The organism is Streptomyces sp. NPDC028419 (genome assembly GCF_055565515.1).
On sequence record NZ_JBVHUE010000010.1, the window covers coordinates 39,788 to 62,221 of the forward strand.

General features: G+C 71.3%; 25 protein-coding genes and 1 pseudogene. 10 read left to right on the forward strand and 16 right to left on the reverse strand.

The genetic code is table 11. The features are described 5' to 3' along the window. Positions 1-14 precede the first annotated feature (14 nt). Positions 15-1,046 carry a class II fructose-bisphosphatase gene (glpX, locus tag ACZ4UB_RS14005; RefSeq protein WP_354379662.1) on the reverse strand — a complete coding sequence of 344 codons (1,032 nt, stop codon included), beginning with the start codon at positions 1,044-1,046 and terminating at the stop codon, positions 15-17. 224 nt (positions 1,047-1,270) lie between these two features. Here glpX and ACZ4UB_RS14010 point away from each other — a divergent pair, with 224 nt between their 5' ends. Further along, on the forward strand, positions 1,271-1,789 hold the full coding sequence (locus tag ACZ4UB_RS14010; RefSeq protein ID WP_467960752.1) for a DUF4245 domain-containing protein: 519 nt from the start codon (positions 1,271-1,273) through the stop codon (positions 1,787-1,789). A gap of 116 nt (positions 1,790-1,905) precedes the next feature. Here the strand turns inward: ACZ4UB_RS14010 and ACZ4UB_RS14015 are convergent, their stop codons facing one another. The 4 genes from ACZ4UB_RS14015 to ACZ4UB_RS14030 all read right to left on the reverse strand — a co-directional run bounded on the left by ACZ4UB_RS14015 (position 1,906) and on the right by ACZ4UB_RS14030 (position 5,596). Beyond that, the gene (locus tag ACZ4UB_RS14015; RefSeq protein ID WP_354379661.1) at positions 1,906-2,496 is read right to left on the reverse strand and encodes a malonic semialdehyde reductase; all 591 of its coding nucleotides are present in this window, start codon (positions 2,494-2,496) and stop codon (positions 1,906-1,908) included. Positions 2,497-2,623: 127 nt separating this feature from the next. Next, positions 2,624-2,857 carry an exodeoxyribonuclease VII small subunit gene (locus ACZ4UB_RS14020; protein ID WP_468070331.1) on the reverse strand — a complete coding sequence of 78 codons (234 nt, stop codon included), beginning with the start codon at positions 2,855-2,857 and terminating at the stop codon, positions 2,624-2,626. Positions 2,858-2,950: 93 nt separating this feature from the next. Next, positions 2,951-4,165, reverse strand: a complete 1,215-nt coding sequence (gene xseA, locus ACZ4UB_RS14025) for an exodeoxyribonuclease VII large subunit (RefSeq protein ID WP_354379659.1) — start codon at positions 4,163-4,165, stop codon at positions 2,951-2,953. A 9-nt stretch (positions 4,166-4,174) separates the two neighbouring features. Beyond that, positions 4,175-5,596, reverse strand: coding sequence for an APC family permease (locus tag ACZ4UB_RS14030; RefSeq protein WP_468070332.1), 1,422 nt, complete (start codon positions 5,594-5,596; stop codon positions 4,175-4,177). Between the two features lie 86 nt (positions 5,597-5,682). Here ACZ4UB_RS14030 and ACZ4UB_RS14035 point away from each other — a divergent pair, with 86 nt between their 5' ends. Both ACZ4UB_RS14035 and ppgK read left to right on the forward strand, forming a co-directional pair. Then, complete coding sequence (locus tag ACZ4UB_RS14035; protein WP_354379657.1) at positions 5,683-6,675, forward strand: 4-hydroxy-3-methylbut-2-enyl diphosphate reductase; 993 nt, start codon at positions 5,683-5,685, stop codon at positions 6,673-6,675. Between the two features lie 45 nt (positions 6,676-6,720). After that, on the forward strand, positions 6,721-7,464 hold the full coding sequence (gene ppgK, locus ACZ4UB_RS14040) for a polyphosphate--glucose phosphotransferase (protein WP_468070333.1): 744 nt from the start codon (positions 6,721-6,723) through the stop codon (positions 7,462-7,464). 70 nt (positions 7,465-7,534) lie between these two features. Here the strand turns inward: ppgK and ACZ4UB_RS14045 are convergent, their stop codons facing one another. Further along, positions 7,535-8,038 carry a DUF6542 domain-containing protein gene (locus tag ACZ4UB_RS14045; RefSeq protein WP_468070334.1) on the reverse strand — a complete coding sequence of 168 codons (504 nt, stop codon included), beginning with the start codon at positions 8,036-8,038 and terminating at the stop codon, positions 7,535-7,537. 148 nt (positions 8,039-8,186) lie between these two features. Here ACZ4UB_RS14045 and ychF point away from each other — a divergent pair, with 148 nt between their 5' ends. Continuing rightward, a complete protein-coding gene (gene ychF, locus ACZ4UB_RS14050) occupies positions 8,187-9,275 on the forward strand; it encodes a redox-regulated ATPase YchF (RefSeq protein ID WP_467960750.1) in 1,089 nt (362 codons plus the stop codon). A gap of 121 nt (positions 9,276-9,396) precedes the next feature. On the opposite strand, the gene ACZ4UB_RS14055 is transcribed toward ychF, so the two are convergent. Beyond that, positions 9,397-9,978: a Uma2 family endonuclease gene (locus ACZ4UB_RS14055; protein ID WP_468070335.1), complete on the reverse strand. Its 582-nt coding sequence runs from the start codon at positions 9,976-9,978 to the stop codon at positions 9,397-9,399. 108 nt (positions 9,979-10,086) lie between these two features. Between ACZ4UB_RS14055 and ACZ4UB_RS14060 the strand changes: the two genes are divergently transcribed. From ACZ4UB_RS14060 to ACZ4UB_RS14070, 3 genes are all read left to right on the forward strand, one after another. Further along, positions 10,087-10,839, forward strand: coding sequence for a hypothetical protein (locus tag ACZ4UB_RS14060; RefSeq protein ID WP_468070336.1), 753 nt, complete (start codon positions 10,087-10,089; stop codon positions 10,837-10,839). Between the two features lie 296 nt (positions 10,840-11,135). After that, entirely contained in the window at positions 11,136-11,417 is a 282-nt protein-coding gene (locus ACZ4UB_RS14065; protein ID WP_267032894.1) for a type II toxin-antitoxin system Phd/YefM family antitoxin, read from the forward strand. Next, complete coding sequence (locus ACZ4UB_RS14070) at positions 11,414-11,668, forward strand: Txe/YoeB family addiction module toxin (protein ID WP_468070337.1); 255 nt, start codon at positions 11,414-11,416, stop codon at positions 11,666-11,668. Before ACZ4UB_RS14065 ends, ACZ4UB_RS14070 begins: the two co-directional genes overlap by 4 nt. A 306-nt stretch (positions 11,669-11,974) precedes the next feature. On the opposite strand, the pseudogene ACZ4UB_RS14075 reads toward ACZ4UB_RS14070, so the two are convergent. The 7 genes and pseudogenes from ACZ4UB_RS14075 to ACZ4UB_RS14105 all read right to left on the reverse strand — a co-directional run bounded on the left by ACZ4UB_RS14075 (position 11,975) and on the right by ACZ4UB_RS14105 (position 16,805). Continuing rightward, positions 11,975-12,237 (reverse strand): annotated as a pseudogene (locus ACZ4UB_RS14075) (type II toxin-antitoxin system RelE family toxin). After that, the gene (locus ACZ4UB_RS14080) at positions 12,230-12,499 is read right to left on the reverse strand and encodes a type II toxin-antitoxin system Phd/YefM family antitoxin (RefSeq protein WP_381310553.1); all 270 of its coding nucleotides are present in this window, start codon (positions 12,497-12,499) and stop codon (positions 12,230-12,232) included. The pseudogene ACZ4UB_RS14075 and the gene ACZ4UB_RS14080 overlap by 8 nt, the downstream one beginning before the upstream one ends. A gap of 40 nt (positions 12,500-12,539) precedes the next feature. After that, positions 12,540-13,172 (reverse strand): DUF6000 family protein, encoded by a 633-nt coding sequence (locus ACZ4UB_RS14085; protein ID WP_468070338.1) that lies wholly within the window; start codon positions 13,170-13,172, stop codon positions 12,540-12,542. 3 nt (positions 13,173-13,175) lie between these two features. Further along, complete coding sequence (locus tag ACZ4UB_RS14090) at positions 13,176-13,814, reverse strand: HEAT repeat domain-containing protein (protein ID WP_468070339.1); 639 nt, start codon at positions 13,812-13,814, stop codon at positions 13,176-13,178. Continuing rightward, positions 13,811-14,002 (reverse strand): CPCC family cysteine-rich protein, encoded by a 192-nt coding sequence (locus ACZ4UB_RS14095; protein WP_468070340.1) that lies wholly within the window; start codon positions 14,000-14,002, stop codon positions 13,811-13,813. The genes ACZ4UB_RS14090 and ACZ4UB_RS14095 overlap by 4 nt, the downstream gene beginning before the upstream one ends. After that, positions 13,999-16,623, reverse strand: a complete 2,625-nt coding sequence (lanL, locus tag ACZ4UB_RS14100; protein ID WP_468070341.1) for a class IV lanthionine synthetase LanL — start codon at positions 16,621-16,623, stop codon at positions 13,999-14,001. The genes ACZ4UB_RS14095 and lanL overlap by 4 nt, the downstream gene beginning before the upstream one ends. A 2-nt stretch (positions 16,624-16,625) precedes the next feature. After that, positions 16,626-16,805 carry an SflA family class IV lanthipeptide gene (locus ACZ4UB_RS14105; RefSeq protein WP_467960626.1) on the reverse strand — a complete coding sequence of 60 codons (180 nt, stop codon included), beginning with the start codon at positions 16,803-16,805 and terminating at the stop codon, positions 16,626-16,628. A 286-nt stretch (positions 16,806-17,091) separates the two neighbouring features. Between ACZ4UB_RS14105 and ACZ4UB_RS14110 the strand changes: the two genes are divergently transcribed. The 3 genes from ACZ4UB_RS14110 (at position 17,092) to ACZ4UB_RS14120 (ending at position 20,505) form a co-directional block, all read left to right on the forward strand. Continuing rightward, complete coding sequence (locus ACZ4UB_RS14110; RefSeq protein WP_468070440.1) at positions 17,092-18,315, forward strand: alpha/beta hydrolase; 1,224 nt, start codon at positions 17,092-17,094, stop codon at positions 18,313-18,315. 172 nt (positions 18,316-18,487) lie between these two features. After that, complete coding sequence (locus tag ACZ4UB_RS14115) at positions 18,488-19,714, forward strand: alpha/beta hydrolase (RefSeq protein WP_468070342.1); 1,227 nt, start codon at positions 18,488-18,490, stop codon at positions 19,712-19,714. After that, positions 19,711-20,505: a trypsin-like serine peptidase gene (locus ACZ4UB_RS14120; RefSeq protein WP_468070343.1), complete on the forward strand. Its 795-nt coding sequence runs from the start codon at positions 19,711-19,713 to the stop codon at positions 20,503-20,505. The genes ACZ4UB_RS14115 and ACZ4UB_RS14120 overlap by 4 nt, the downstream gene beginning before the upstream one ends. A gap of 66 nt (positions 20,506-20,571) precedes the next feature. Here the strand turns inward: ACZ4UB_RS14120 and ACZ4UB_RS14125 are convergent, their stop codons facing one another. Next, positions 20,572-21,489 (reverse strand): EamA family transporter, encoded by a 918-nt coding sequence (locus tag ACZ4UB_RS14125; protein WP_468070344.1) that lies wholly within the window; start codon positions 21,487-21,489, stop codon positions 20,572-20,574. 79 nt (positions 21,490-21,568) lie between these two features. Continuing rightward, positions 21,569-22,387, reverse strand: a complete 819-nt coding sequence (locus ACZ4UB_RS14130) for an isocitrate lyase/PEP mutase family protein (protein ID WP_468070345.1) — start codon at positions 22,385-22,387, stop codon at positions 21,569-21,571. Positions 22,388-22,434 lie beyond the last annotated feature (47 nt).

Below are 22,434 nucleotides of genomic sequence, written 5' to 3' on the forward strand. Positions count from 1 at the left end.
TGCCGGCCGCAGGCCTACTGCGCGCGGTCGAAGTCGATCGCGCTGTACGCCCGCAGCTTCGACAGGCGGTGGGTGGAGTCGATCTGCCGGATCGTGCCCGACTTCGACCGCATGACCAGCGAGGACGTGGTCGCGGTCTCGGAGCGGTAGTGGACGCCGCGCAGCAGCTCGCCGTCCGTGATGCCGGTGGCGACGAAGAAGACGTTGTCGCCGGAGACCAGGTCGTTGGTGTGCAGGACCCGGTCCAGGTCGTGGCCCGCGTCGATGGCCTTCTGGCGCTCGGCCTCGTCCTTCGGCCACAGCTTGCCCTGGATGGTGCCGCCGAGGCACTTGATGGCGCAGGCCGAGATGATGCCCTCGGGCGTGCCGCCGATGCCGAGGAGCAGGTCCACGCCGGTGCCCTCGCGGACCGCCATGACCGAGCCCGCGACGTCGCCGTCCGAGATGAACTTGATGCGGGCGCCGGTCTCGCGGATCTCCTTGACGATGCCCTCGTGACGGGGACGGTCCAGGATGACCACGGTGACGTCCTCGACGGCCATGTTCTTGGCCTTGGCGACCCGGCGGATGTTCACCGACACGGGGGCGTTGATGTCGACGAAGTCGGCGGCCTCGGGGCCGGTGACCAGCTTCTCCATGTAGAACACCGCGGACGGGTCGAACATGGTGCCGCGGTCGGCGGCGGCCAGGACGGCGATCGCGTTCGGCATGCCCTTGGCGTTCAGGGTGGTGCCGTCGATCGGGTCGACGGCGATGTCGACCTCGGCGCCGGTGCCGTCGCCGACCCGCTCGCCGTTGAAGAGCATGGGGGCTTCGTCCTTCTCCCCCTCGCCGATGACGACCACGCCGTTCATCGAGACGGTGGAGATCAGGGTGCGCATGGCGTTGACCGCGGCGCCGTCGGCGCCGAGCTTGTCGCCGCGCCCGACCCAGCGGCCCGCGGCCATGGCGGCGGCCTCGGTGACCCGGACGAGCTCCAGGGCGAGGTTGCGGTCGGGTGCCTCCGGAGAGACTTCGAGCTGGGGCGGCAGGTTGTGCTCGGTCATCGGAGCGCACCTTTCTGTACGGCGACGGCCGGAAGTGAGGGTGCTGGAACTCTATCGGTACGTCGATAAATTGAGCAGGGCGGGGCACGTATGAGCGGTATATCGGTCAGCGCATTGGCCTGAGCGGACGGATCGGGTCCCTCGCCGCGCCCCGCGCGGCCCCGCCGGGGCGACCCTGGTGATGATCGCGTACCGCGATGCGGGACGATGGTCCCGTGGCAGGCATGAAAGGCAAGCAGACGATCTGGGACATGGTCCGGTCGCTGGCGATCATCGGCGTGGTCGCGGGAGGGATCTACCTGGCCGTCCCGCACGACGACAAGGCCGACCCGACGCACGTCGTCGACTACCGCATCGAGACCCTCACGGCCCGCCGCGCGGCGCCGTACCCGGTGGGCTCTCCCGTCGGGCTCGCCAAGGAGTGGCGCGCGACCTCGGTGACCTACGACCGCAAGGACGCGAACGCCTGGCACCTGGGCTTCCTCGACCCGCGCGGCGAGTACGTGGCGGTGGAGCAGTCGAGCGACGCCTCGGCCAAGTACCTGGACAAGGTCACCCAGAAGGCCAAGGCCACCGGACAGACGCAGCAGGTCGGCGACCTGTCCTGGGAGCGCTGGGAGGGCCCGAAGTACCGCGCCCTGGTGCGCCAGGAGCAGGGCCACGCGACCGTGGTCACCGGCACCGGCGCCTTCGGGGAGCTGGCGGAGCTGGCCGGCGCGCTGGAGTTCAAGCAGGGCAGCTGAGCCGAGCGGACACGAAAAGGCCGCCCGCCCCGGGGGAACCGGGGTGGGCGGCCTTCTTCGTGCGGGTGCGCGGGTACGCGGGTACGTTCGGACGCGTACCGCGACGCTCGCCGGACTCAGACGGTCGTGACGACCTGGTCGAAGTCCAGGCGCGGGGAGCGCGGGTACCAGGCGTTCTCGCCCGGCTTGCCGATGTTGATGACCATCAGCGGGGTGTGGTCGTCGTCCAGGAACTCCTTCTGGACACCGGCGAAGTCCAGGCCCGTCATCGGACCGGCGGCCAGACCGGCGGCGCGGATGCCGACGATGAAGTAGGCGGCCTGCAGGGCCGAGTTCACCAGGGCGGACTGCTCGCGGACCGGACGCTCGGCGAAGAAGAGGTCCTTGGCCTGCGGGAAGCTCGGGAGCAGGGCCGGCAGCTCCTCGTGGAACTCGTTGTCCGCGGAGAGGATCGCGACCAGCGGGGCGGCCTGGGTCTTGGGCTGGTTGCCCGCGGCCATGTGCTTCACGAGGCGCTCGCGGGCCTCGGGGGAGCGGACCAGCGTGATGCGCAGGGGGGTCTGGTTGAAGGCCGTCGGGCCGAACTTGACGAGGTCGTAGATCGCCTGGACCTGCTCCTCGGTCACCGGCTCGTCCGAGAACGAGTTGGCGGTACGGGCCTCGCGGAACAGCAGGTCCTGAGCGGCGGAGTCAAGAACGAGGGACATCGGAAAGCCTTCTTCCATACGAAAACCGGGGTGAAGCGATGTCTCCGACACTACGCCGAAGAAATTGAAATTTCAACTACTAGTGCGACGGGGTGAGCGGCCTCACGCGGTGACGCCCCCTCGGGGGCTAGTCGGCGTCCCCGTCGGGCGCGCCCGCTCCGTCCCGCCCCGCCAGGGCCGAGTCCAGTCGGGCCCGGGCGCCCTCCAGCCAGTTCCGGCAGACCTTCGCCAGCTCCTCGCCGCGCTCCCAGAGGGCCAGCGAGTCCTCCAGGGAGGTGCCGCCCGCCTCCAGCTTGCGCACGACCTCGATCAGCTCGTCCCGAGCCTGCTCGTACCCCAGCGCCGTACCGGCCTCAGTCATTCCCGCTCCGATCGTATTCTGCGTGACACAAGGAAATTGTTTCGGGAACATGGCGGCTTCCGGAGCCGCCCGCGGTCCCGCCGGCAGCCGTGGTCAGCCGGCTTCGGTGACGCGGACGGCGAACTCGCCCTCCGCGACCCGTGCCCGCAGCACCTCGTCCGCCCCCAGCTCGGCGGGGGAGCGCACCACGTGCCCGTCCGCCCGCTGGAGCACCGCGTACCCGCGCTCCAGCGTCGCCGCGGGGGACAGCGCCACGACCCGGGCGCGGGTGTGTGCCAGCTCGGACTCGGCCCGGTCCAGCAGGTGGCCCACGGTCCGCCGGGCCCGCGCGAGCAGGGCGTCCAGCTCGGCCTCCCGGGTCTCCACCATCCGCTGCGGGTGCACGAACACCGGCCGCGCGAGGGCGTGCGCGAGCCCGCGCTCCTCCCGGTCCAGCAGGCCGCGCACCGCGCGCAGCCCCCGGCCCTGCAACTGGCGCACCCGCTCCAGCTCCTCGCCGACGTCCGGGACCACCTTCTTCGCCGCGTCGGTGGGCGTGGACGCCCGTACGTCGGCGACCAGGTCCAGCAGCGGGGAGTCCGGCTCGTGCCCGATCGCCGAGACCACCGGGGTGCGGGCCGCGGCCACCGTACGCACGACCTCCTCGTCGGAGAAGGGCAGCAGGTCCTCCACGCTGCCGCCGCCGCGCGCCACGATGATCACGTCGACCTCGGGCAGCGCGTCCAGCTCCCGGACCGCCTCGATCACCTGGGGCACCGCGTGGACGCCCTGCACGGCGACGTTGCGCACCTCGAAGCGGACCGCCGGCCAGCGGCGGCGCGCGTTCTCCAGCACGTCCCGCTCGGCCGCCGAGGCCCGACCGACCACCAGCCCGATCAGCTGCGGCAGGAACGGCAGCGACTTCTTGCGGTCCAGCGCGAACAGGCCCTCCGAGGCCAGCGACCGCTTGAGCTTCTCCAGCCGCGCCAACAGCTCGCCGATGCCCACGGGCCGTATCTCGGTGGCCCGCAGGGACAGCTGGCCGCGCGGCGCGTACCACTCGGGCTTGGCGAGGACGAGGACGCGCGCGCCCTCCGACACGGAGTCCGCGACCTCGTCGAAGACCTGCCGGAAGCAGGTCACCGCCACCGAGATGTCGTGCGACGGATCGCGCAGGGTCAAGAACACCACCCCGGCCCCCGGTCGCCGCGACAGCTGGGTGATCTGCCCCTCCACCCACACCTGGCCGAGGCGGTCGATCCACCCCCCGATCAGCCGGGACACCTGACCGACGGGCAGCGGCGACTCCGGCGATGAATTCAGACCCATGCAGGCAGGCTAACGGCCGGGACCGACAGCGTGGCCAGGTCCGCCCGGTCCCCGCCCCGCGCGCCGCCCCCGCTGCGCCACCAGCACCGCCAGTCCCACGGCCAGCCAGAGCGCGCCGACCCACTGGGCGGTGTGCGAGGCCTCGACGATCACCGCGACCGTCACGGCCGCGCCCAGGACCGGCACCACCAGGTGCTTCCACCAGCTCGGGGGGCCCGCGGAGCGGTGTACGACGAACCAGCCGACCACGGAGGCGTGCAGCAGGGTGAAGGCCACGAGCGCCCCGATGTCGACGACGGAGACCAGGTGGTCCAGCCCGTCGTCGCGCCGGGCCGCCCAGACGGCCGCGACCAGCGTCACCGTCGCCGCGACCAGCAGCGCCGGGCGCGGGGTGCCGCCCGAGGTCCGCGCGAGCGGCTTCGGCAGCCGCCCCTCCCGGGCCATCGCGAACAACAGCCGACCGGCCGCCGCCTGCCCGGCGAGCGCCGCGAAGGCCGCCCCGATCGCCTTGCTGGCCGCGACCAGGTCGTGCAGCCAGGGCCCGACGGCGGACTCGACGGTGGTGTAGAAGGCCGGCCCCTGGAGCCCCGGATCGGCCGCCAGCTCGGCGGCGGAGACCGGGGTCAGCAGCGCCGCCAGATAGGTCTGGGCGATGAAGAGCACCCCGGTCAGCGCCAGGCAGAAGAGCACCGCCCGCGCCACCTTCGCGCTGCCTCCCGTCACCTCCTCCGCGAAGGAGGCGATCGCGTCGAAGCCCAGGTAGGAGAGCACCGCCACCGACACCGCTCCGAGCACCGCGCCCGTGGAGAAGCCGAGGGACCCGTCCCCGGTCAGCGGGGACAGCCAGCCGCGCCGGGCGCCGTCCTGGACCAGCGCGGTCACGGCGGCGACCAGGAACACCAGCAGGACCACCACCTCCAGGGCCAGCACGGCGAAGCCGACGCGGGCCGCCGCCCGTACGCCCCACAGGTTCAGCGCGGTGGTGACCACCACGGCCAGCGCCGTCCACACCCAGCGCGACACCTCCGGCACCAGCGCGTGCATCGCGATCCCGGAGAAGAGGTACGCCACCGCCGGGATCAGCAGGTAGTCGAGCATCGCCATCCAGCCGGCGATCAGCCCGGGCCCCTCGCCCAGGCCCTTGCGGGCGTAGGTGAAGACCGAACCGGCCTGCGGCGCGACCCGGACCATCTGCGCGTAGGAGAAGGCGGTGAAGGCCATCGCCACGGTGGCGGCGAGGTAGACCAGGGCCACGGCGCCGTGCGACTTCGCGTCGAGCGTGCCGAAGATGCCGACCGGGGCCATCGGCGCGATGAAGAGCAGACCGTAGACGACCAGGTCACGGAAGCCGAGGCTGCGCCGCAGCCGCCCCTCGGGGGCGGTACCGGGTGACGGCCCGGCCTCCGTGCCGGGATCCGTATCGGACACCATCCGCCCTCCGAGTGATGTAGTGGACACGCTTTCGGTCCAGTGTGTGTCGAACGGGGGACGACCGGCCTGCTGGACACCCCCGTACGATGGACGCCATGACTGCTTCCGCTTCCCGCCGTGTCCTGCTCGCCGCCCCCCGCGGGTACTGCGCGGGCGTCGACCGAGCCGTGATCGCCGTCGAGAAGGCCCTTGAGCAGTACGGTGCGCCGGTCTACGTCCGCCACGAGATCGTCCACAACAAGTACGTCGTCCAGACGTTGGAGAAGAAGGGGGCCATCTTCGTCGAACGGACGGCCGAGGTCCCCGAGGGCTCCATCGTGATGTTCTCGGCGCACGGCGTCGCCCCCGTCGTCCACGACGAGGCCGCCGAGCGCAAGCTCGCCACCATCGACGCGACGTGCCCGCTGGTCACCAAGGTGCACAAGGAAGCGGTCCGCTACGCCAACGAGGACTTCGACATCCTCCTCATCGGCCACGAGGGCCACGAGGAGGTCATCGGCACCTCCGGCGAGGCCCCGGACCACATCACCATCGTCGACGGCCCCGAGGACGTCGCCAAGGTCACCGTCCGCGACGAGTCCAAGGTCGTCTGGCTGTCGCAGACCACGCTCTCGGTCGACGAGACGATGGAGACGGTCGACGCGCTGAAGACCAAGTTCCCGCTGCTCGTCTCGCCGCCCAGCGACGACATCTGCTACGCCACCTCGAACCGGCAGGCCGCCGTCAAGGTGATGGGCGCCGACTCCGACCTCGTCATCGTCGTCGGCTCGAAGAACTCCTCGAACTCGATCCGGCTGGTCGAGGTCGCCCTCGACGCCGGCGCGGCCGCCGCGCACCTCGTGGACTTCGCGAGCGAGATCGACGAGGCCTGGCTGGAGGGCGTCACCACGGTCGGCCTGACCTCGGGCGCCTCGGTCCCGGAGGTCCTCGTCGAGGAAGTGCTGGAGTGGCTGGCCCAGCGCGGCTACGCCGACGTGGAGATCGTCAAGACGGCCGAGGAGTCGATCGTCTTCTCGCTGCCCAAGGAGCTGCGCCGCGACCTGCGCACCGAGGCCGCGAACCTGCTCGCCGGCAAGTAGCCGGGTCGCCCCGCTTGTCCCGGGGTCTTTTCGTACGGTGAGTCCATGCAGATCTTCGGTGTGGACATCGGCGGTTCCGGGATCAAGGGCGCTCCCGTGGACCTTGACCGCGGCGACCTGGCGCAGGAGCGCCACAAAGTACTGACACCGCATCCGGCCACCCCCGACGGGGTGGCCGACCGCGTTGCGGAGGTCGTACGGAACTTCGACTGGAAGGGCCCGGTCGGCGTCACCTTCCCCGGGGTCGTGACCGGCGGCATCACCCGCTCGGCCGCGAACGTCGACAAGGGATGGGTCGGCCTGGACGCGGCCGGCCTCCTCTCGGAGCGCCTCGGCGGCCTCCCGGTCACGGTCCTGAACGACGCGGACGCGGCGGGCGTCGCGGAGATGACGTACGGGGCCGGCCGCGGTCGCGGCGGTACGGTCATCCTGCTGACCCTCGGCACCGGCATCGGCAGCGCCCTCTTCACGGACGGGCACCTGGTCGCCAACAGCGAGCTGGGCCACCTGGAACTGCGCGGTCACGACGCGGAGACCCGGGCCTCGGTGAAGGCCAAGGAGGACGGCGACCTCAGCTGGGAGCGCTGGGCGCACCGGTTGCAGAGGTACCTGGCCCACGTGGAGATGCTGTTCTCCCCGGACCTCTTCATCCTCGGCGGCGGGGTGAGCCGCAAACCGGAGAAGTTCCTGCCGCTGATCGAGGGCATCCGCGCCGAGATCGTCCCCGCGAAGCTCCAGAACAACGCGGGCATCGTGGGCGCGGCGATGGCGGCGCGCCAGGCGCTCTGAGGTCCCCTGAGGTGCCTTGAGGTGCCTTGAGGTGCCTTGTGGCGCTCCGCGGCGCCCTGAGCGGGTCCGCTCAGGCGACGCGACGGGGCATGGTGCGCCGCCGCCCGATCAGCACGGCCTTGCGCACCACCGCGATCAGACCGGCGATCAGGGTCCCCGCGTACAGCCAGCCGGCGTGCAGGGACAGCGCCGTGACCACGCCCATCAACTGGCCGCCGAAGCCGCCGGAGCCGCCCGCGATGGGCCACACTCCGGCGGTGAAGGCGATGGGGGCGGCGATCGGCGCGGTGATCAGGTCGGCGGGGCGCACCCAGAGCGCGGTCGCGGCGGCGACCGGCATGAAGAGCAGCCCGTACCCGAGCATCGACGCGTCGAAGATCAGCCAGTCGATCCCGGAGGCCAGCACCATCGCGGCGCAGGCGAACAGCCCGCCCCCGAGCCCGGTCAGCTTGGGCCGGGGCAGCCTCCGGGCCACCGCGGGCCGGGTCCTGGGCCGGCTGCCACCGCCCTGCGGGGGTACGGCGGGCCGCCGGGCCGCCTCCGGCTGTCGCTGCGGGTGATATGCCGATCGCATCCTGTCTCGCTCCACTGGACCAAGCTAGGCGGCGCGGACCCCGGATGGGTGCCTGGACACGCGTACATCCACCGCTGGCCATCGGAAAGTAAACTGTCCGATGGCCCGTACCCGGGTCAGCCCCCTCCAGCTACGGGAAGTCGCCAACGTGTCGCTCACGATCGGAATCGTCGGCCTGCCGAATGTCGGCAAGTCGACCCTTTTCAACGCCCTGACCAAGAACGACGTGCTGGCGGCCAACTACCCGTTCGCCACCATCGAGCCGAACGTCGGCGTCGTCGGCGTCCCGGACGCCCGCCTCGCCGTCCTCGCGGGCATCTTCGGCTCCCAGAAGGTCCTCCCGGCGACCGTCGACTTCGTCGACATCGCGGGCATCGTCCGCGGTGCCTCCGAGGGCGAGGGCCTCGGCAACAAGTTCCTCGCGAACATCCGCGAGTCCGACGCGATCTGCCAGGTCATCCGCGCCTTCGCCGACGAGAACGTCGTCCACGTCGACGGCAAGGTCTCGCCGAAGGACGACATCGAGACGATCAACACCGAGCTGATCCTCGCGGACCTCCAGTCGATCGAGAAGGCGGTGCCGCGCCTGACGAAGGAGTCCCGCCTCCAGAAGGAGAAGGTCGCGGTCCTCGGGGCGGTCGAGAAGGCCCAGAAGATCCTCGAAGCGGGCGACACCCTCTTCTCGCACGGCATCACCAAGGGCACGGAGCAGGGCGACCTCCTGCACGAGCTGCACCTGCTGACCGTCAAGCCGTTCCTCTACGTCTTCAACGTGGACGAGGACGAGCTCACCGACGACGCCTTCAAGGCGGAGCAGAGCGCCCTCGTGGCCCCGGCCGAGGCGATCTTCCTGAACGCCAAGCTGGAGGCGGAGCTGATCGAGCTGGACGACGAGGAGGCCCTCGAACTCCTCCAGTCCGTCGGCCAGGAAGAGCCGGGCATGGCCACCCTGGGCCGCGTCGGCTTCGCGACCCTCGGCCTCCAGACCTACCTGACGGCCGGCCCGAAGGAAACCCGCGCCTGGACCATCAAGCAGGGCGCCACGGCCCCCGAGGCGGCCGGCGTGATCCACACGGACTTCCAGCGCGGCTTCATCAAGGCCGAGGTCATCTCCTTCGCGGACCTGGTCGAATGCGGCTCGGTCGCCGAAGCCCGCGCCAAGGGCAAGGCCCGCATGGAGGGCAAGGACTACGTCATGCAGGACGGCGACGTGGTGGAGTTCCGCTTCAACGTGTAGCGGCGTCCATACTGTACGTTAACTGATTAGTCAAACGTGCAGGCCAGGGGGGTCGGGCTCCGTCGAGTCCGACCCCTTCTGTATTCCCGTGCTGACTTGGTGCTGACTTGGAATCGCGGTGTCAGGCCGACTGGCCCGGTGCCAGCTTGTCCAGATCGAGGCTGATCTCGAACGGCAGGGATCGCTGGAGCGTGTGGCGGAAGATTCCTGCCGGCGCGTACGAGCTGGTCGGCTCGTCGAGCTCGTAGACGTGCACGGCGGGGACGGTGTCCTCGTCCTCGATGCACCAGTAGTGCCGGATGCCGGCCTCGGCGTACTTGCGAAGCTTGACGGTCCGGTCGCGGTGGGCAGATTCCGGCGAGACGACCTCGACGACGAGCTGGACATCTTCGGGAGCGAACCAGGTGCAGTCAGGGTCGTACGGGGCCGTGGTCACCAGGAGGTCCGGTTCCGGGCGGTTCCGGGCATCGAGGCGGATGGTCATCTCCCGGCCGACCCTGAAGCCCGCTGGGGCCTGCGCCCTGAGAGCCAACGTGAGGTCGGTGACGACCTCTCCGTGCCACCAGCGCTGGGGCGACATCATGAATACGAGAGCTCCGTCGATCAGCTCGGTGTGGCGCGGTGCTTCCGGGAGGCGGTCCAAGTCCTCCGCGAACCAGCCTTCCGCGCGCGGCGGGCGCATCCAGTCGGGCAGTGCGGTCATGGTTTCACGGTAGCGGTCAGTAGCTCAGGCTGGGGAGCAGACGATCTCAGCCGGATGATTTTCGGCAACTTTCCACGCTGCAACCAGCCACCTGGCTAGCATCCGGTCGTGAGCGACTCATCGGTTCAGATCGCCACGGTGGTCATTTCCGTGGCGGCTCTCGTCTTCTCCACGACGGCCGCGTTCTGGTCTCTCGTCTACAACCGGCGTCAGGTGAGGGCGGTTGCCGAGGCCAACGCCCTCACGGAGAGGGCCCAACGCGAGCAGGCGGAACCGTACGTCATCGTCGACATCAGGCCCCGCGTCCCTGGTTCTTCATTGCTTGTGCTGGTGATCGAGGACATCGGCCAGACGCTGGCCCGCAACGTGCGCATCTCGGTGAGTCCTCCGCTCCAGACCACTCTGGGTGCCGAGCGGGCCGAGACCCTCAACCGTGCTGTTGGTCGGCGCATCGCAACCGTTCCCCCCAAGCGCCGCATTCCCTTCGTCATGGATGTGGGCCATCAACTCTTCTCCTCGGAACTGCCCAAGGTGTACGAGTTCCAGGTTGACGCGGACGGCCCCTTCGGTCGTGTGGGCACGCTGACCTACACAGTGGATCTTGAGGCCCTGAGGGATAGCGCCCTTGAGACCGACTCTGTGGAGTGGAGTGCGCATCAGGTCGCCAAACACTTTGGGGAGACCGTGAAAGCGCTGGGGCGGCAGGCGCGGTCGCTTGACGAGTTGAGTCAGCAGATTCAGCGGAGTGTTGAATGGCAGGACTCGGAGCGCCGGTCGGGTGCTGACGTTCCCGACTTGGTGGAACGTGCCCTCCCTGAGATCCCTATGGCGCCGTTGAGTGACGATGGCGATCCGGCGTAACGGTCGTACTCCCGTGCTGATTCTGCGCTGACTTAGCCCGCCAAAAACCACGTTTCCGCAGGTGGGAGCGTTGTGCTATGCGTTCCGCTTCAACGTCTGACCGTGTGAATAGGCACCACGTCGTCCACTGGGCGAATCGGCGGGTCAGGCGGGCCCACCTCCTCGGAGGTGGGTCTTTGGCTTTTCCCGTTCTGGGACGGTGCTGGGATGGCTGACCATCCATCAGTCTTTCCCCCTCCTGGGAGACGCTGGGAGTGGTACGTTATTAGGTACCACTTGATGGGAGAGGTCGGGACATGTCCATCACCGCGAGCGAAGCCCGCAAGGAACTCTTTCCGCTGATCAAGAAGGTCAACGAGAACCACGAGGCCATCGAGATCGTCTCCAAGCACGGCAATGCCGTGCTCGTCTCGGCCGAGGATTACGCCGCGCTGCGCGAGGGCTCGTACCTGCTGCGCTCGCCGGCGAACGCCCGACGGCTGCTCAAGGCGTACGAGAACGCCCTGGCCCACATCAACGTCTCGGAGCGCGAGCTGATCGATCCGGACTCGGCGGACGCTGGTGCGGGTGCCGCGTGAGGCTTGTCTTCGAGGATCAGGGCTGGGAGGACTACACCTCCTGGCTCAAGAACGACCGCAAGGTGCTCGCCCGGATCAACAAGCTCATCGAGGACGTCAGGCGTGACCCGTTCTCAGGGATCGGCAAGCCCGAACCTTTGAGGTACCACCTGCCCGGGGCGTGGTCGCGGCGGATCGACGACGAGCATCGCCTCGTCTACCTGGTGACGGACAAGGAGATCGTCATTCTCGCGGCCCGGTACCACTACTGACCGCCCGTGCTGGGAAGGTGCTGGGAGAGGCTCCTCCGGAACGACGTTTCCGCAGGTCGCAGCTCTGTACTCGATGTTCCGCTTCAACGTGTAGTTGATCGGCAAAGCTGCAGGCCGGAAGGGGTCGGACTCCGGTGGGTCCGACCCCTTCCGGCCCGTCGAGCTCGTAGACGCACCAGTAGTGCGGGATGCCGGCCTCCGCGCATGGACAGCGATGTCGCCGCGGACCACGAAGCTCATCGAGGACGTCAGGCGTGACCGCTTCCGTGGGGCTCGTGTGCCGGGATGCCCCGTGCTGGAGCGGTGCTACGTGCCGTAGGCCGTGGAGCGGTGTCCGGCGTGCACGACCCATACCACCAGCTCTCCGTTGTCGACCGTGTAGACGACCCGGTGGTCGCCGACCCGCAGGCGGCGGCGCTCGGGCTGGGATACCAGTGCGGTGGTGTCGAAGCCGAAGGGGTCGCGCTCCAGTCCGTCAGTTTGGCCAGCATGCGAAGCGCCACGTCGCGCGGGATCTTGCGCAGCTCGGCCTGGGCCTCGGGCCGGAAGACGGTTCGGTACTCATTCACCGCGCGCCAGCGTCTCCCTCATGACGTCCTCGATCGGGATGCCGGGTGCCGGGTTGGCCATGCGCTCGTCGATGATGCGGTTGATCTCGCGCTCTTCCCACTCCTGGTACTTGCGCAGCACCTCGATGGAGACGACGGCGGCGACCTGCTTGCCGCGACGGGTGATGACCGTGGGCACGTCGTCGCGGTCGGCCCGCTCCACGACCTCCGCCAGGTGGGCGCGCACGTCGCGGATGGACTCTATGGGCAGCGGCTGCGTCATGCGCTCAGGCGTACCGAGTGTGCCATGTGTACACCAACGATTACGGGTGGGACCAGTCGTTGGCGAAGGTGCACTGGTGGTCGGTCCAGCGGTGCTGTTCGTCGGGTGTGTGGCTCGGGTCGCCGCGGAGGTGGTCCAGGGCGTTGACCCACTGGTCCCAGAGGCCCTCGGGCTCCGTGAAGCGGTCGGCGTGGTGGGTGCCGAGGCGGGCGTCGAGGTGGAGGAGGGCGCCGAGGGCAGCCGGCTGGTCGTAGCGGAGGTCGGTGCGGGGGAGGTAGCGGGCGAGGTAGGCGGTGAGGATCTCGGCGTCCGCGCGCGTGCCGAGGCGGGCCAGGGCGAAGCAGTACGCGCTGCCGGAGAAGCAGACCTCGCTGGCCAGGAGCAGTTCGCCGATGCGCTCGCGGAACGAGGTGCGGCGGTCGACGCCGATCAGCCAGGCGGCGGTGAGGCGCGCGCGCCATTCGTAGCCGAGGAGGGCTTCCAGTTCCTCGTCGGTGATCGCGGTGGCGTCATTGATCAGGTGTCGGGCGAAGCGTGCGGTGTGCCGCCAGCGCGGGCCGAGGAAGCGTCCGCTGTTCAGGACGAGGTAGCGCGGGAGGCCCGAGTACGTCCTCGTCACGTAGCGCTCGATCACGTGACCGTGGCCGACTTCCTTGGGGTGTTGGAACGGCATCGGTCACCTCTCCGGGTGCAGGTCGGCGTGGTCGATCCAGGTGGGGGCGACGAAGACGTCGGCGGCGACCGGGGCTTCGAGGGCTTCCAGCAGGGACCAGGTGCGGGCTTCCTCGACCAGGTGCTCCCACGGCGCGGTCCAGTCGAGCTGCCAGCCGAGGTCGGCGACGGTGAGGCTGTACGTGTGGCCGGCGTCCACGCGCCAGAACTGCGAGTAGAGGATCAGCTGGGAGTGGTCGGCCAGGTCGGCGACGATCTCCGCGAAGTGGGCCGAGGGCCAGCCGGGGCTGTCGGGTCCCGTACCGGTTTGGAGTCGGGCGGTCAGGGATGGGACGACGGGGCTACGGGCGCCGAGGTCGGTCAGGGCCCAGCGGAGGGCGACGGGTTCGCACTCGTCGGGGGGAGTCCGCCGGTCCAGGCAGGCGCGGTAGGCGTGGCGTAGGGGCTCGACCGCGCCCTCGATCTTCAGGCTCGCCAGGGCCGTGGCCGCCCACTGGCGGACGATGGGGTCGTCGCCGTCGAGCAGGGCGATCAGGGCGGGGCCGCCAGCGAACCCGAGGTGGATCAGCTCCGCGCGGGCGTCGTAGGACGCGCCGGACTCACCGTCGAGCTGCTGGACGAGTCTCTCGATGTGGGTGGTCATGAGAGCGCCGAGCGGTCGTCGGGCCGCAGGGTGTGTTCCTCGGTCGCCCAGCGCTCGAAGGCCATGGTCGGCCGGCGGAGCTGGACCCCGTCGTCCTCCCGGAAGCGGACGGGGCGGATCGCGTACGAGCCGGGCAGGGAGTCGAGCACGCGGTGCCCGCAGCAGGGGCGGGGGTGGCGATCGTTCACCTGGGCAGTCTCGTCGCGGGTCCGGGCGGTGCGCCATGGGTTTCTCCTCGACGCACGTCGACGAGGTGACCGGGGGCGGGCGTGGCTGCGCGGGAGTCCAGGCGGCGGAGGAAGGCGAGGACGCCGGCTGAGCCCGCGGACCAGGTGGCGGTGGAGGCGGTCAGGGTGTTGTCCGGGAACGCGGGGCGGGAGCTCGGGCCGCCGCTGCGGCTCAGGATGATCAGCGCGACCTTCTCGGCGGCGTCCCGGAACTCCTCAGCGGCGCCGGCGTGCGCGACGTCCAGCAGGAGTTCGCCCACGCCCGACAGGCCGCAGCACTGGCCGACCAGGGGCATGCGCGGGGCGAGCGTCGCGCAGGTGCGGGCGCCGCGCCCGGCCAGGGTCAGGTAGCCGGGTTCGTCGAGGAGGGCGGCGGCCCGGACCAGGACCGTGCCGATCCCGGCGAGGCCGCGGCACCACGAGCCGTAGCGGCGCGTCGCGCCCGGTGCGCCCGCCGCCGCGATGATGTCCGGGGTGAGGGCGGCGAGCCGCGCGCACGCCCGCCGGGCCCGGTCGATCGCGGCCGGGTCGCCGGTGGCGGCGCCGTACTCCAGCAGGAAGAGCGCGACCCCCGCCGTGCCGTGCGCGATGCCCTCGCCCAGTGCGGCGCTGCCGGGCGTGCCCGGGCCCGTGGCCGACAGCCGGGCCTCCCCGGACGCGAGCATCCGGGCGCACTCGGCGGCGAGGGCGGCGTGGTCGCCCGTACCGCCGGGGTGCCGGGCCAGCGCGAGGTGCCCCAGGCCGATCCCGGCGGCGCCCTCGATCAGGTCGGCTTCGGGCGGCCCGCCGTCCGGAGTGCGGGCGGGCAGGAGCGGCACGGGCGGGACGGGCGCGGGGGAGGGCCGGGCCGCACCCGCCGACGTGAGGAAGAGCTCCACGCCGGTGTGGCCCGCGTAGAAGCCCGGTGACATGTTCTTGGACCTGGGCTGCGCCGCGGTCCACCGCGCCAGCGCGGCCACGGCGTCGCGCACGCCCGGCCGGTGCCGGTGGTGGAGGAGTTCCAGGCCGAGCCCGGAGGCGCCGCCGTAGACGTCGATCGGTGTCGGGACGTGCAGGCGGGCGGCGCGCACCGGGTCCACGATCCGCAGTGCCTCCGCGACGCAGAAGGCCGTGGTGTGCTCGATGATCTCCGTCAGCCGGTCGTCGTCGAGTCGGTGCGGCCGGGGTGGCTGGTCCGGCCGGGGTGGCTGGTGCGGCGGGTGTGCGGGGCCCGTACCGCCGCGGAGCCGGGCCGCGGTGGCGGTCCGTACGGTCGGGTCCAGGCTCGTCAGGCCGGTGATCGCCGACCGGATCCCCTCGTGGGCCGGTCCGGGCAGGGCCCAGGCCAGGGCGTCGAGGGTCCGGTCCCGGTTGACCGCGGCGTCGGCGTCGACGATCACGGGGTCCAGGCCGGTGGCGGCGAAGCCCAGGGTCGCGCCCAGGGCGTAGTAGTCGTCGGCGGGGGCGGCCGGCCCGGTTGCGGGCAGGACCGGCCCGCCGTAGCCGGGGGTCGCGCCGCCCGGGCCGGCGCCGTCCCGCTCGCTGATCCCGAAGTCGATCAGGTGGCACCGGCCCGCCCCGTCGAGGACCACGTTGTCGGGCTTGAGGTCGCGCACCACGACGCCCCGGGCGTGCACCTCGTCGAGGGTCCGCAGCAGGCGGGTCGCGAGGTGGGTGAGGGTGAGCACCCCGTAGGGGCCGTTCTCCTGGACGTCCCGGCGCAGGTCCCGGTCGCCGCAGTCGGTCAGCACCAGGTACTCGTCCGGCGCGTGCAGGAAGTAGTCCAGGCCGCGCGGAACGCCCGGGACGGAGTCGAGCGCGGCGAGGATCCGGCGTTCGTTGCGCAGCCGGTCGCGGGTGTCCGTACCGGCGGCGTCCTCGGATACGAAGGCCCGCGCCTGCTTGATGACCACGGGGCGTCCGGTGGCCCGGTCCAGGGCGCGGTAGACGTTCCCCTGGGGCTTGCGGACGATCCCGGCCGTGACCGCGTAGCGACCGCCCACGCCGAAGCCGGAGCCGGGTCCGGGTCCAGCTCCGGGTCCCGGCGCCGCCTCCGGGGTCGCCGCGGGGGCCGGCGCGAACGGGTCCTCGGCCCAGGGCGGGCAGCGGTACGCGTTGCTCGCCAGCCCGTCGAAGAGCTGGCCGTCCGGTCCGGCCATGACCGATTCGAGCCGCCCGCCGCGGCCGGTCCGGTAGTCGCCGGTGAAGGGCCCGTAGCGGTAGTAGACGGGCGCGTGCGGATCGACCTGCCGGTCGCTGACGACGCGCGGTCCCTCGCGGCCGCGCAGTACGTCGACCAGCTCCGTGGCCAGGGCGACGACGACGCCGGGGCCGGGATAGACGGTGATCGCCTTGCCCACGAGGCCGGGGCCGGACGCCCCGGAATTGATGGTGCGCAGCGTCTGGCGGTCCTTGGCGAACTTCGCGTGGCACACGTGCCGGCCAAGGACGGGCAGGACGAGGGCGCACACCTCGGCCAGTGCGCCCGGGCGGGCCGACACGTGCAGCTTCCAGCCGTGGTCCATCGCCGGCATCCGCGGATCGTTCAGGTACGACCACGTGTCATCGGACCAGCCGGCCGCGCCGGCGATGGACCCGGTCACCGCTAGGAGTTGTTCTCGCAGGCGAAGCGGGTGGTGGCGGTCACCCACGGGTCGGCGAGACAGGCGGTGTGCTCGCGGTCGCTGCGGTCGTCGTCCTCGAACGCGATCGTCTCGTCGTCGACGAGCAGCGGACCCGCGTCGAGGAACTCGTCGAGCTCCGCGGTGGCGGTGGCAGTGGGCATGTGACGCCTCCATGTCGTGTCGTGTGGCGTGTCGTACGTGCTCAGGCGGGTGCCTGATTCCCCGAAGGTAGGGAGGCCCGGTCCGGCCGACCAGGGCCAAAAGCGCAGCCTCCCCGGCGGGGGAGCGCGTCCGGACCGATCGGGGTTCCGGTGCCCATTTGGTGAGATCCAGGTCATTTATTTGCCTGGATTTGAAACCTCGGGCGGGATTCGGCCATCAGGAGGAGAGGGGATGCCCAGCCGTTCTGTCCCGCGAGGGCAGTCATGACCGTTCGGAGCGATGTCAGTGCACGAGTACCCGCAGCGCCAACGGCCCGCTGACCAGCCGTCCGGGGGCCGGCCGTACGAGCCCTACGAGCCGTACGGGGCCCAGCCCCACCAGGACCAGCGGTACGGCGCCCAGCCGCTCTCCGACGGCCCGGGCGGCTCCGGTCGGCGCGGTCGGGCGCGGCCCAAGCGGTCCCGGCGCGCGGTGTGGATCGGCGCGGCCCTCGCCGTCGTGCTGCTGGCGGGCGGCGGCGGCTTCGGGGCCTGGAAGGCGGGCTGGTTCTCCGGCGACGGCGACCCGGTGAGCTTCGGCAAGACCCCGCCGCCGGCCGCGGACTCCGCCACTCCGGGCGGCGGCCAGTCGGCGAAGCCCAGCGGCGACCCGGACGTGCAGCTGCCGACGGGGCCGAAGGCGGACTTCAAGCAGACCGGCAGCCTCGACGACGGCACGAAGATAGCCAAGACCCGGCTGACCGGGGCGAAGTCGGGCTTCACGGGTGACGTGTGGGTGTGGGCGCCGAAGGAGTACGACGACCCGAAGTACGCGAAGAGCGCCTTCCCGGTGATGATCGCGCTCCCCGGCGGAAACGGTTTCCCCAGCAACTACTGGTCCGACCGCAGCCTCGGCCTCCAGAAGGCCATCAGCGACGGCGTCCAGGCGGGCACCAGCCTGCCGTTCGTGCTGATCATGCCGGTGCTGAACCCGGACGAGAAGAACTACTACGACGGCTCCGACATCCCGGGCCAGCCCAAGATGGGCACCTGGATCGCCGATGACATCCCGGACTTCGCCCGGGCCAATTTCCGCACCTACAAGTCGCGCGACGGCTGGGCCTTCATGGGCTCCTCCTCCGGCGCCTTCGTCGGGCTCAAGCAGGTGCTCCAGCATCCGGACCGGTTCAAGGCCGTGATCGCGAGCGGCGGCGAGATAGTTCCCGACTCCCCGCTGTGGAAGGGGAACACCCAGCTGATGGACGAGAACAACCCGCGCAAGCTCGCGCAGAAGCTCATCGACGGCAAGGGCCCCGAGGTCTACGTCAACTTCCAGCTCGGGACCAAGGAGAAGGACCGGGCCCGGATGGAGAAGTTCCAGGCCGAGTTCGGCAAGGGCCCGATCAAGGTCACCATCCGGGACATCCAGAACGGCGAGCACAACGGCTGGCACTACGTGCGCGGCATGAAGGAAGGCTCGCTGGAGTGGATCAGCAAGGCGATGAAGGGCCCCAAGCCCGCCGAAGGCTGACCCCGGCCGCGCCCTCGCTCCCGCGCGCCCCGGCGCACGTCGAGTTCGGATGCACATCACGGTCGTCCCAGGCAACCCGACCCGCCGATACTCCCTCTCATAGGGGTGTAAGGGGGACCAAACGGTCCTGCCCGCCTTCGTCGCGGGCGCCGGAAAGGAACGGGACGCTTCCGTGCAGCAAGACCAGCAGCTCGACCACCCGCAGTCGGACCCGCAGTCGGATCCGCAGTCGGGCGGCGGCTCCTCGACCGGGGCCCGCCGCTCCCGGTGGTTCCGCCCCCGCCGCCGCCTGATCGGCGGCGCGCTGGCCCTGGCCCTGACCGCCGGGGGCGGCGCGGCGGCGTACGGCTTCGGGCTCTTCTCCGACATAGGCGACCCGATGTCCTTCGGTCGCGTCCAGGAGATCGCGAACGACGTCACCGACGCCGACACGGGCACGGGCGGCGCGGTGAACGGCGTACGCCTGCCCACCGGCCCCCGGGCCGTCTTCGAGCGCTCCGGCCGGCTCCCCGACGGCACCGAGATCGGGAAGACCACCCTGGTCGGGAAGAAGTCGGGCTTCACCGGCGACGTGTGGGTGTGGGCGCCGAAGGAGTACAACGACCCGCGCTACGACAAGAGCGCCTTCCCGGTGCTGATCGCCCTGCCCGGCGGCCGCGGCTACCCCACCAACTACTGGGGCACCGGCCCCGGCCTCGGCCTCCAGCAGGCCGTGATCGACGGGGTGAAGTCGGGCAAGAGCCTGCCCTTCCTGCTCGTCATGCCCGTGATCAACGCCGACACGAAGCACCACTTCGACGGCTCGGACATCCCGGGGCAGCCCAAGATGGGCACCTGGATGGCCGATGACGTGCCGGATTTCGTGAAGGCCAATTTCCGCACCTTCACCTCCCGCGACGGCTGGGCCTTCATGGGTTCCTCCTCCGGCGGGTTCGGCGCCTTCAAGCACGTCCTGAAGTACCCGGACCGGTTCAAGGCCGTCATCGCCAGCGGCGTCGACTTCGTGCCCGATTCCCCGCTGTGGAAGGGCGACGTCAAGGCGATGGACGAGAACAACCCGGAGAAACTGGCCGAGAAGCTGATCAAGGCGGGCGGTCCGGACGTCTACATCAACTTCCAGATCGGCACCAAGGAGAGCGGCCGGGACCGGGCAGAGAAGTTCATGAGGGACTACACCAAGGGCCCGGTGCACACCCGCCTGCAGGTCATCCAGGATGGTGAGCACAATGGGAAGTCCTACGTCCGTGGCATGAGGGAGGGTTCGCTGGAGTGGATCAGCAAAGTACTGCTGCCCCCGACCCCCGGACCGAGCGCGAGCACCAGTCCTGGGACGGGCCCCGCGACGGCTTCGGCCACGACCCCGGCCGCGGCCCCGGCTCCCGTGTCCGCCGCGCGATGAGCAAGCCGGTGGTGATGGGCGCGTCCGCCGCGGCCGTCGGTCTCGTGGCGGTCGCCGCCATCGTGGCCTTCGACTCGGCCGGTGCCGAGAAGCCCGAGGCGATGCCCTTCCCCACCGTCGGCGTGCTGATGGCCAACGGCGAGCACTGGTGCACGGCGAGCGTGGTCGACAGCCCCAAGGGCAACGTCGTCGCCACCGCCGCGCACTGCGTGGCCCCGGCGGGTGAGGACGGTTCGCCCGGCGAGGTGGCCCACGACGGCCTCGCCATCGGCGAGCTGTCCTTCGCCCCGGCCTTCTCCGGCGAGGGCAAGGGCTCGCAGCCCCTCGGGCGCTGGAAGGTCAGCGCGATCCACGTGGACGACCGCTGGACGAAGTGGGGCGACGACACCGCCGACTTCGCCTTCCTGACCGTGGAGCCCGACAAGAGCGGTCGCACCCTCCAGCAGGCGGTCGGCGACGGCGAGGCGCCGACCCCCGACTGGGCCTCGGGCTACGAGCGCGACGTCACCGTGGTCGGCTACCCGGACTCCGCCTTCAACCCGAAGAACCGGCCGGTCTCCTGCACCACCCAGACCGCGCACGACACCGAGGACCCGAACATGCTCCACATCAGCTGTGCGGGCTTCTGGACGGGCACCAGCGGCAGCCCCTGGATCGCCGACCGCGGCGGCCCCGGCTCGCCCGGCCGCCTCATCGCGGTGCTCAGCGGCGGGGACACGGACGTGGACTCCACGGCCGCGCTCTTCGACGGGCGCGCGAAGGCCCTGTACGAGAAGGCCGCCCGCGGCTGACCGGACCCGCGCCACCCCGCCCGGCCCCGCGCGGCGGCGGCCCCGCCCGGCCCCGGTCGGGCGCCGCTAGTTGCGGCGTTCGGTGCTCACGATCGCGCACACCGCCGCCACCACGATCCCGCCGCCGACCAGGATCGGCCAGGTCAGCTCCTCGCCCAGGACCAGCGCGCCGAGGGTGACCGCGACGACCGGATTGACGTAGGCGTAGGTCGACACGAGCGAGAGCGGCGCCGACTGGAGCAGCCAGACGTACGCCGTGAAGCCGACCAGCGACCCCACGAGGATCAGGTAGCCCAGCGCCAGCCACGAGCGGGTGGAGATGTCCGCCGGGTCGAGACCGTGCTGCTCGCCCCGCGCCAGGCCCACCACCAGGGCGGCGGCGCCGCCCGCGAGCATCTCGTAGGCGCTGGCCGCGAAGGGGTTGGCCGGCATCGGCAGCCGGTTCGAGGAGTACGAGCCCAGCGACCACAGCAGCGACCCGGCCAGGATCGTCAGCACGCCCCACAGCTCCACCTCGCCGCTGAGCCCCGGGCTGGTCAGCACGGTCAGCCCCGCGAGGCCCACGAGCACGCCGCCCAGCGTGCGCACCGGCGGCCGGTCGCCCCCGGTCAGGCGCAGCAGCACCACCCACATCGGCACCCCGGCCACCAGCAGGGCGGCCAGACCGGACGGCACGGCGGTCTCGGCCAGCACCACCAGGCCGTTCCCGCCGAGGACCAGCATCAGGCCCACCAGCACGGCCGAACCCAGCTGCGCCCGGGTCACCCGGAGCGCGGCCGGGCCGGACCGCCAGGCGACCAGGGCGGCCAGCAGCACGCCCGCCGAGAGGAAACGGGCCCCGGCGGAGAGGAAGGGCGGCATCGTCTCCACGACGACGCGGATGCCGAGGTAGGTCGAGCCCCACACGACGTAGACGAGGGCGAGGGCGGCCCACACGGCGCCGGAGGCCGCCCGGGGCCGGGGGGAGTCGATGAGGGTCGTCACCCCGGGATCCTACGAGCGGATCAGCGGACCGTCTGCGGGCGGCCCCCGGCTGTGTCAGCTCGCCCCGCGCCCGCCCGGATCAGCCCTTGAACAGGGAGTTCACCTCGCCGTAGGAGAGGGACCCGGAGAGCGCGCCGTAGGTGCCGTCCGAGAGCAGCTCCTCGGTGGCGCGCCGGACCACGGCGTACGCGGCCTCCGCGACCCACGAGCCGAGGCTGACCCGGGCCACGCCCAGCTCGCCCAGCGCGGCGACGCTCGGCGCGTCCGGGCCGACCAGCACGTTCAGCGGGGCGTCGATGCCGCGGGCCAGCTCGGTCACGGTCGCCGGGTCGTAGACGCCGGGCACGAAGATGCCGCTGGCCCCCGCCTCCAGGTAGGCGGCGGCGCGGGCCAGGGTCTCCTCCACCCGGGCCGGACCGGGCTCGCCGAGGCCGAGGAGGTAGGTGTCCACGCGGGCGTTGATGTAGAGCGGGACGTCGAGGGCGTCCGCGGCCGCGCGGGCGGCGGCGAGGCGCTCGACCTGCTCGGCGGGGTCCCGGAAGCGGTCCTCGATGTTGACCCCGACCGCTCCGGCGGCCAGCACCCCGGCGACGGTCTGTCCGACCCCCTCGGCGTCGGCGCCGAAACCGCCCTCGATGTCGGCGGTCACCGGTACGTCGACGGCGCCGACCACGCGGGCGATCAGGTCGAGGGCGCGGTCCCGGGCCAGCAGGTCCCCGTCGGGGGAGCCGAGGGACCAGGCGACACCGGCGCTGGTGGTGGCGACGGCGGGGGACCCGGCGGCCTCGACCAGGCGGGCGCTCGCGACGTCCCAGGCGTTGGCGAGGGCGAGCGGGGCGGCGGGGGTGTGCAGGGCGTGGAAGGCGCGGACGCGGGAGAGGTCAACTGACTTAGTCATGCGGGCATTTCATCAGAAGGGGGCGGGCCCGGGCTGGCGAAAACCGG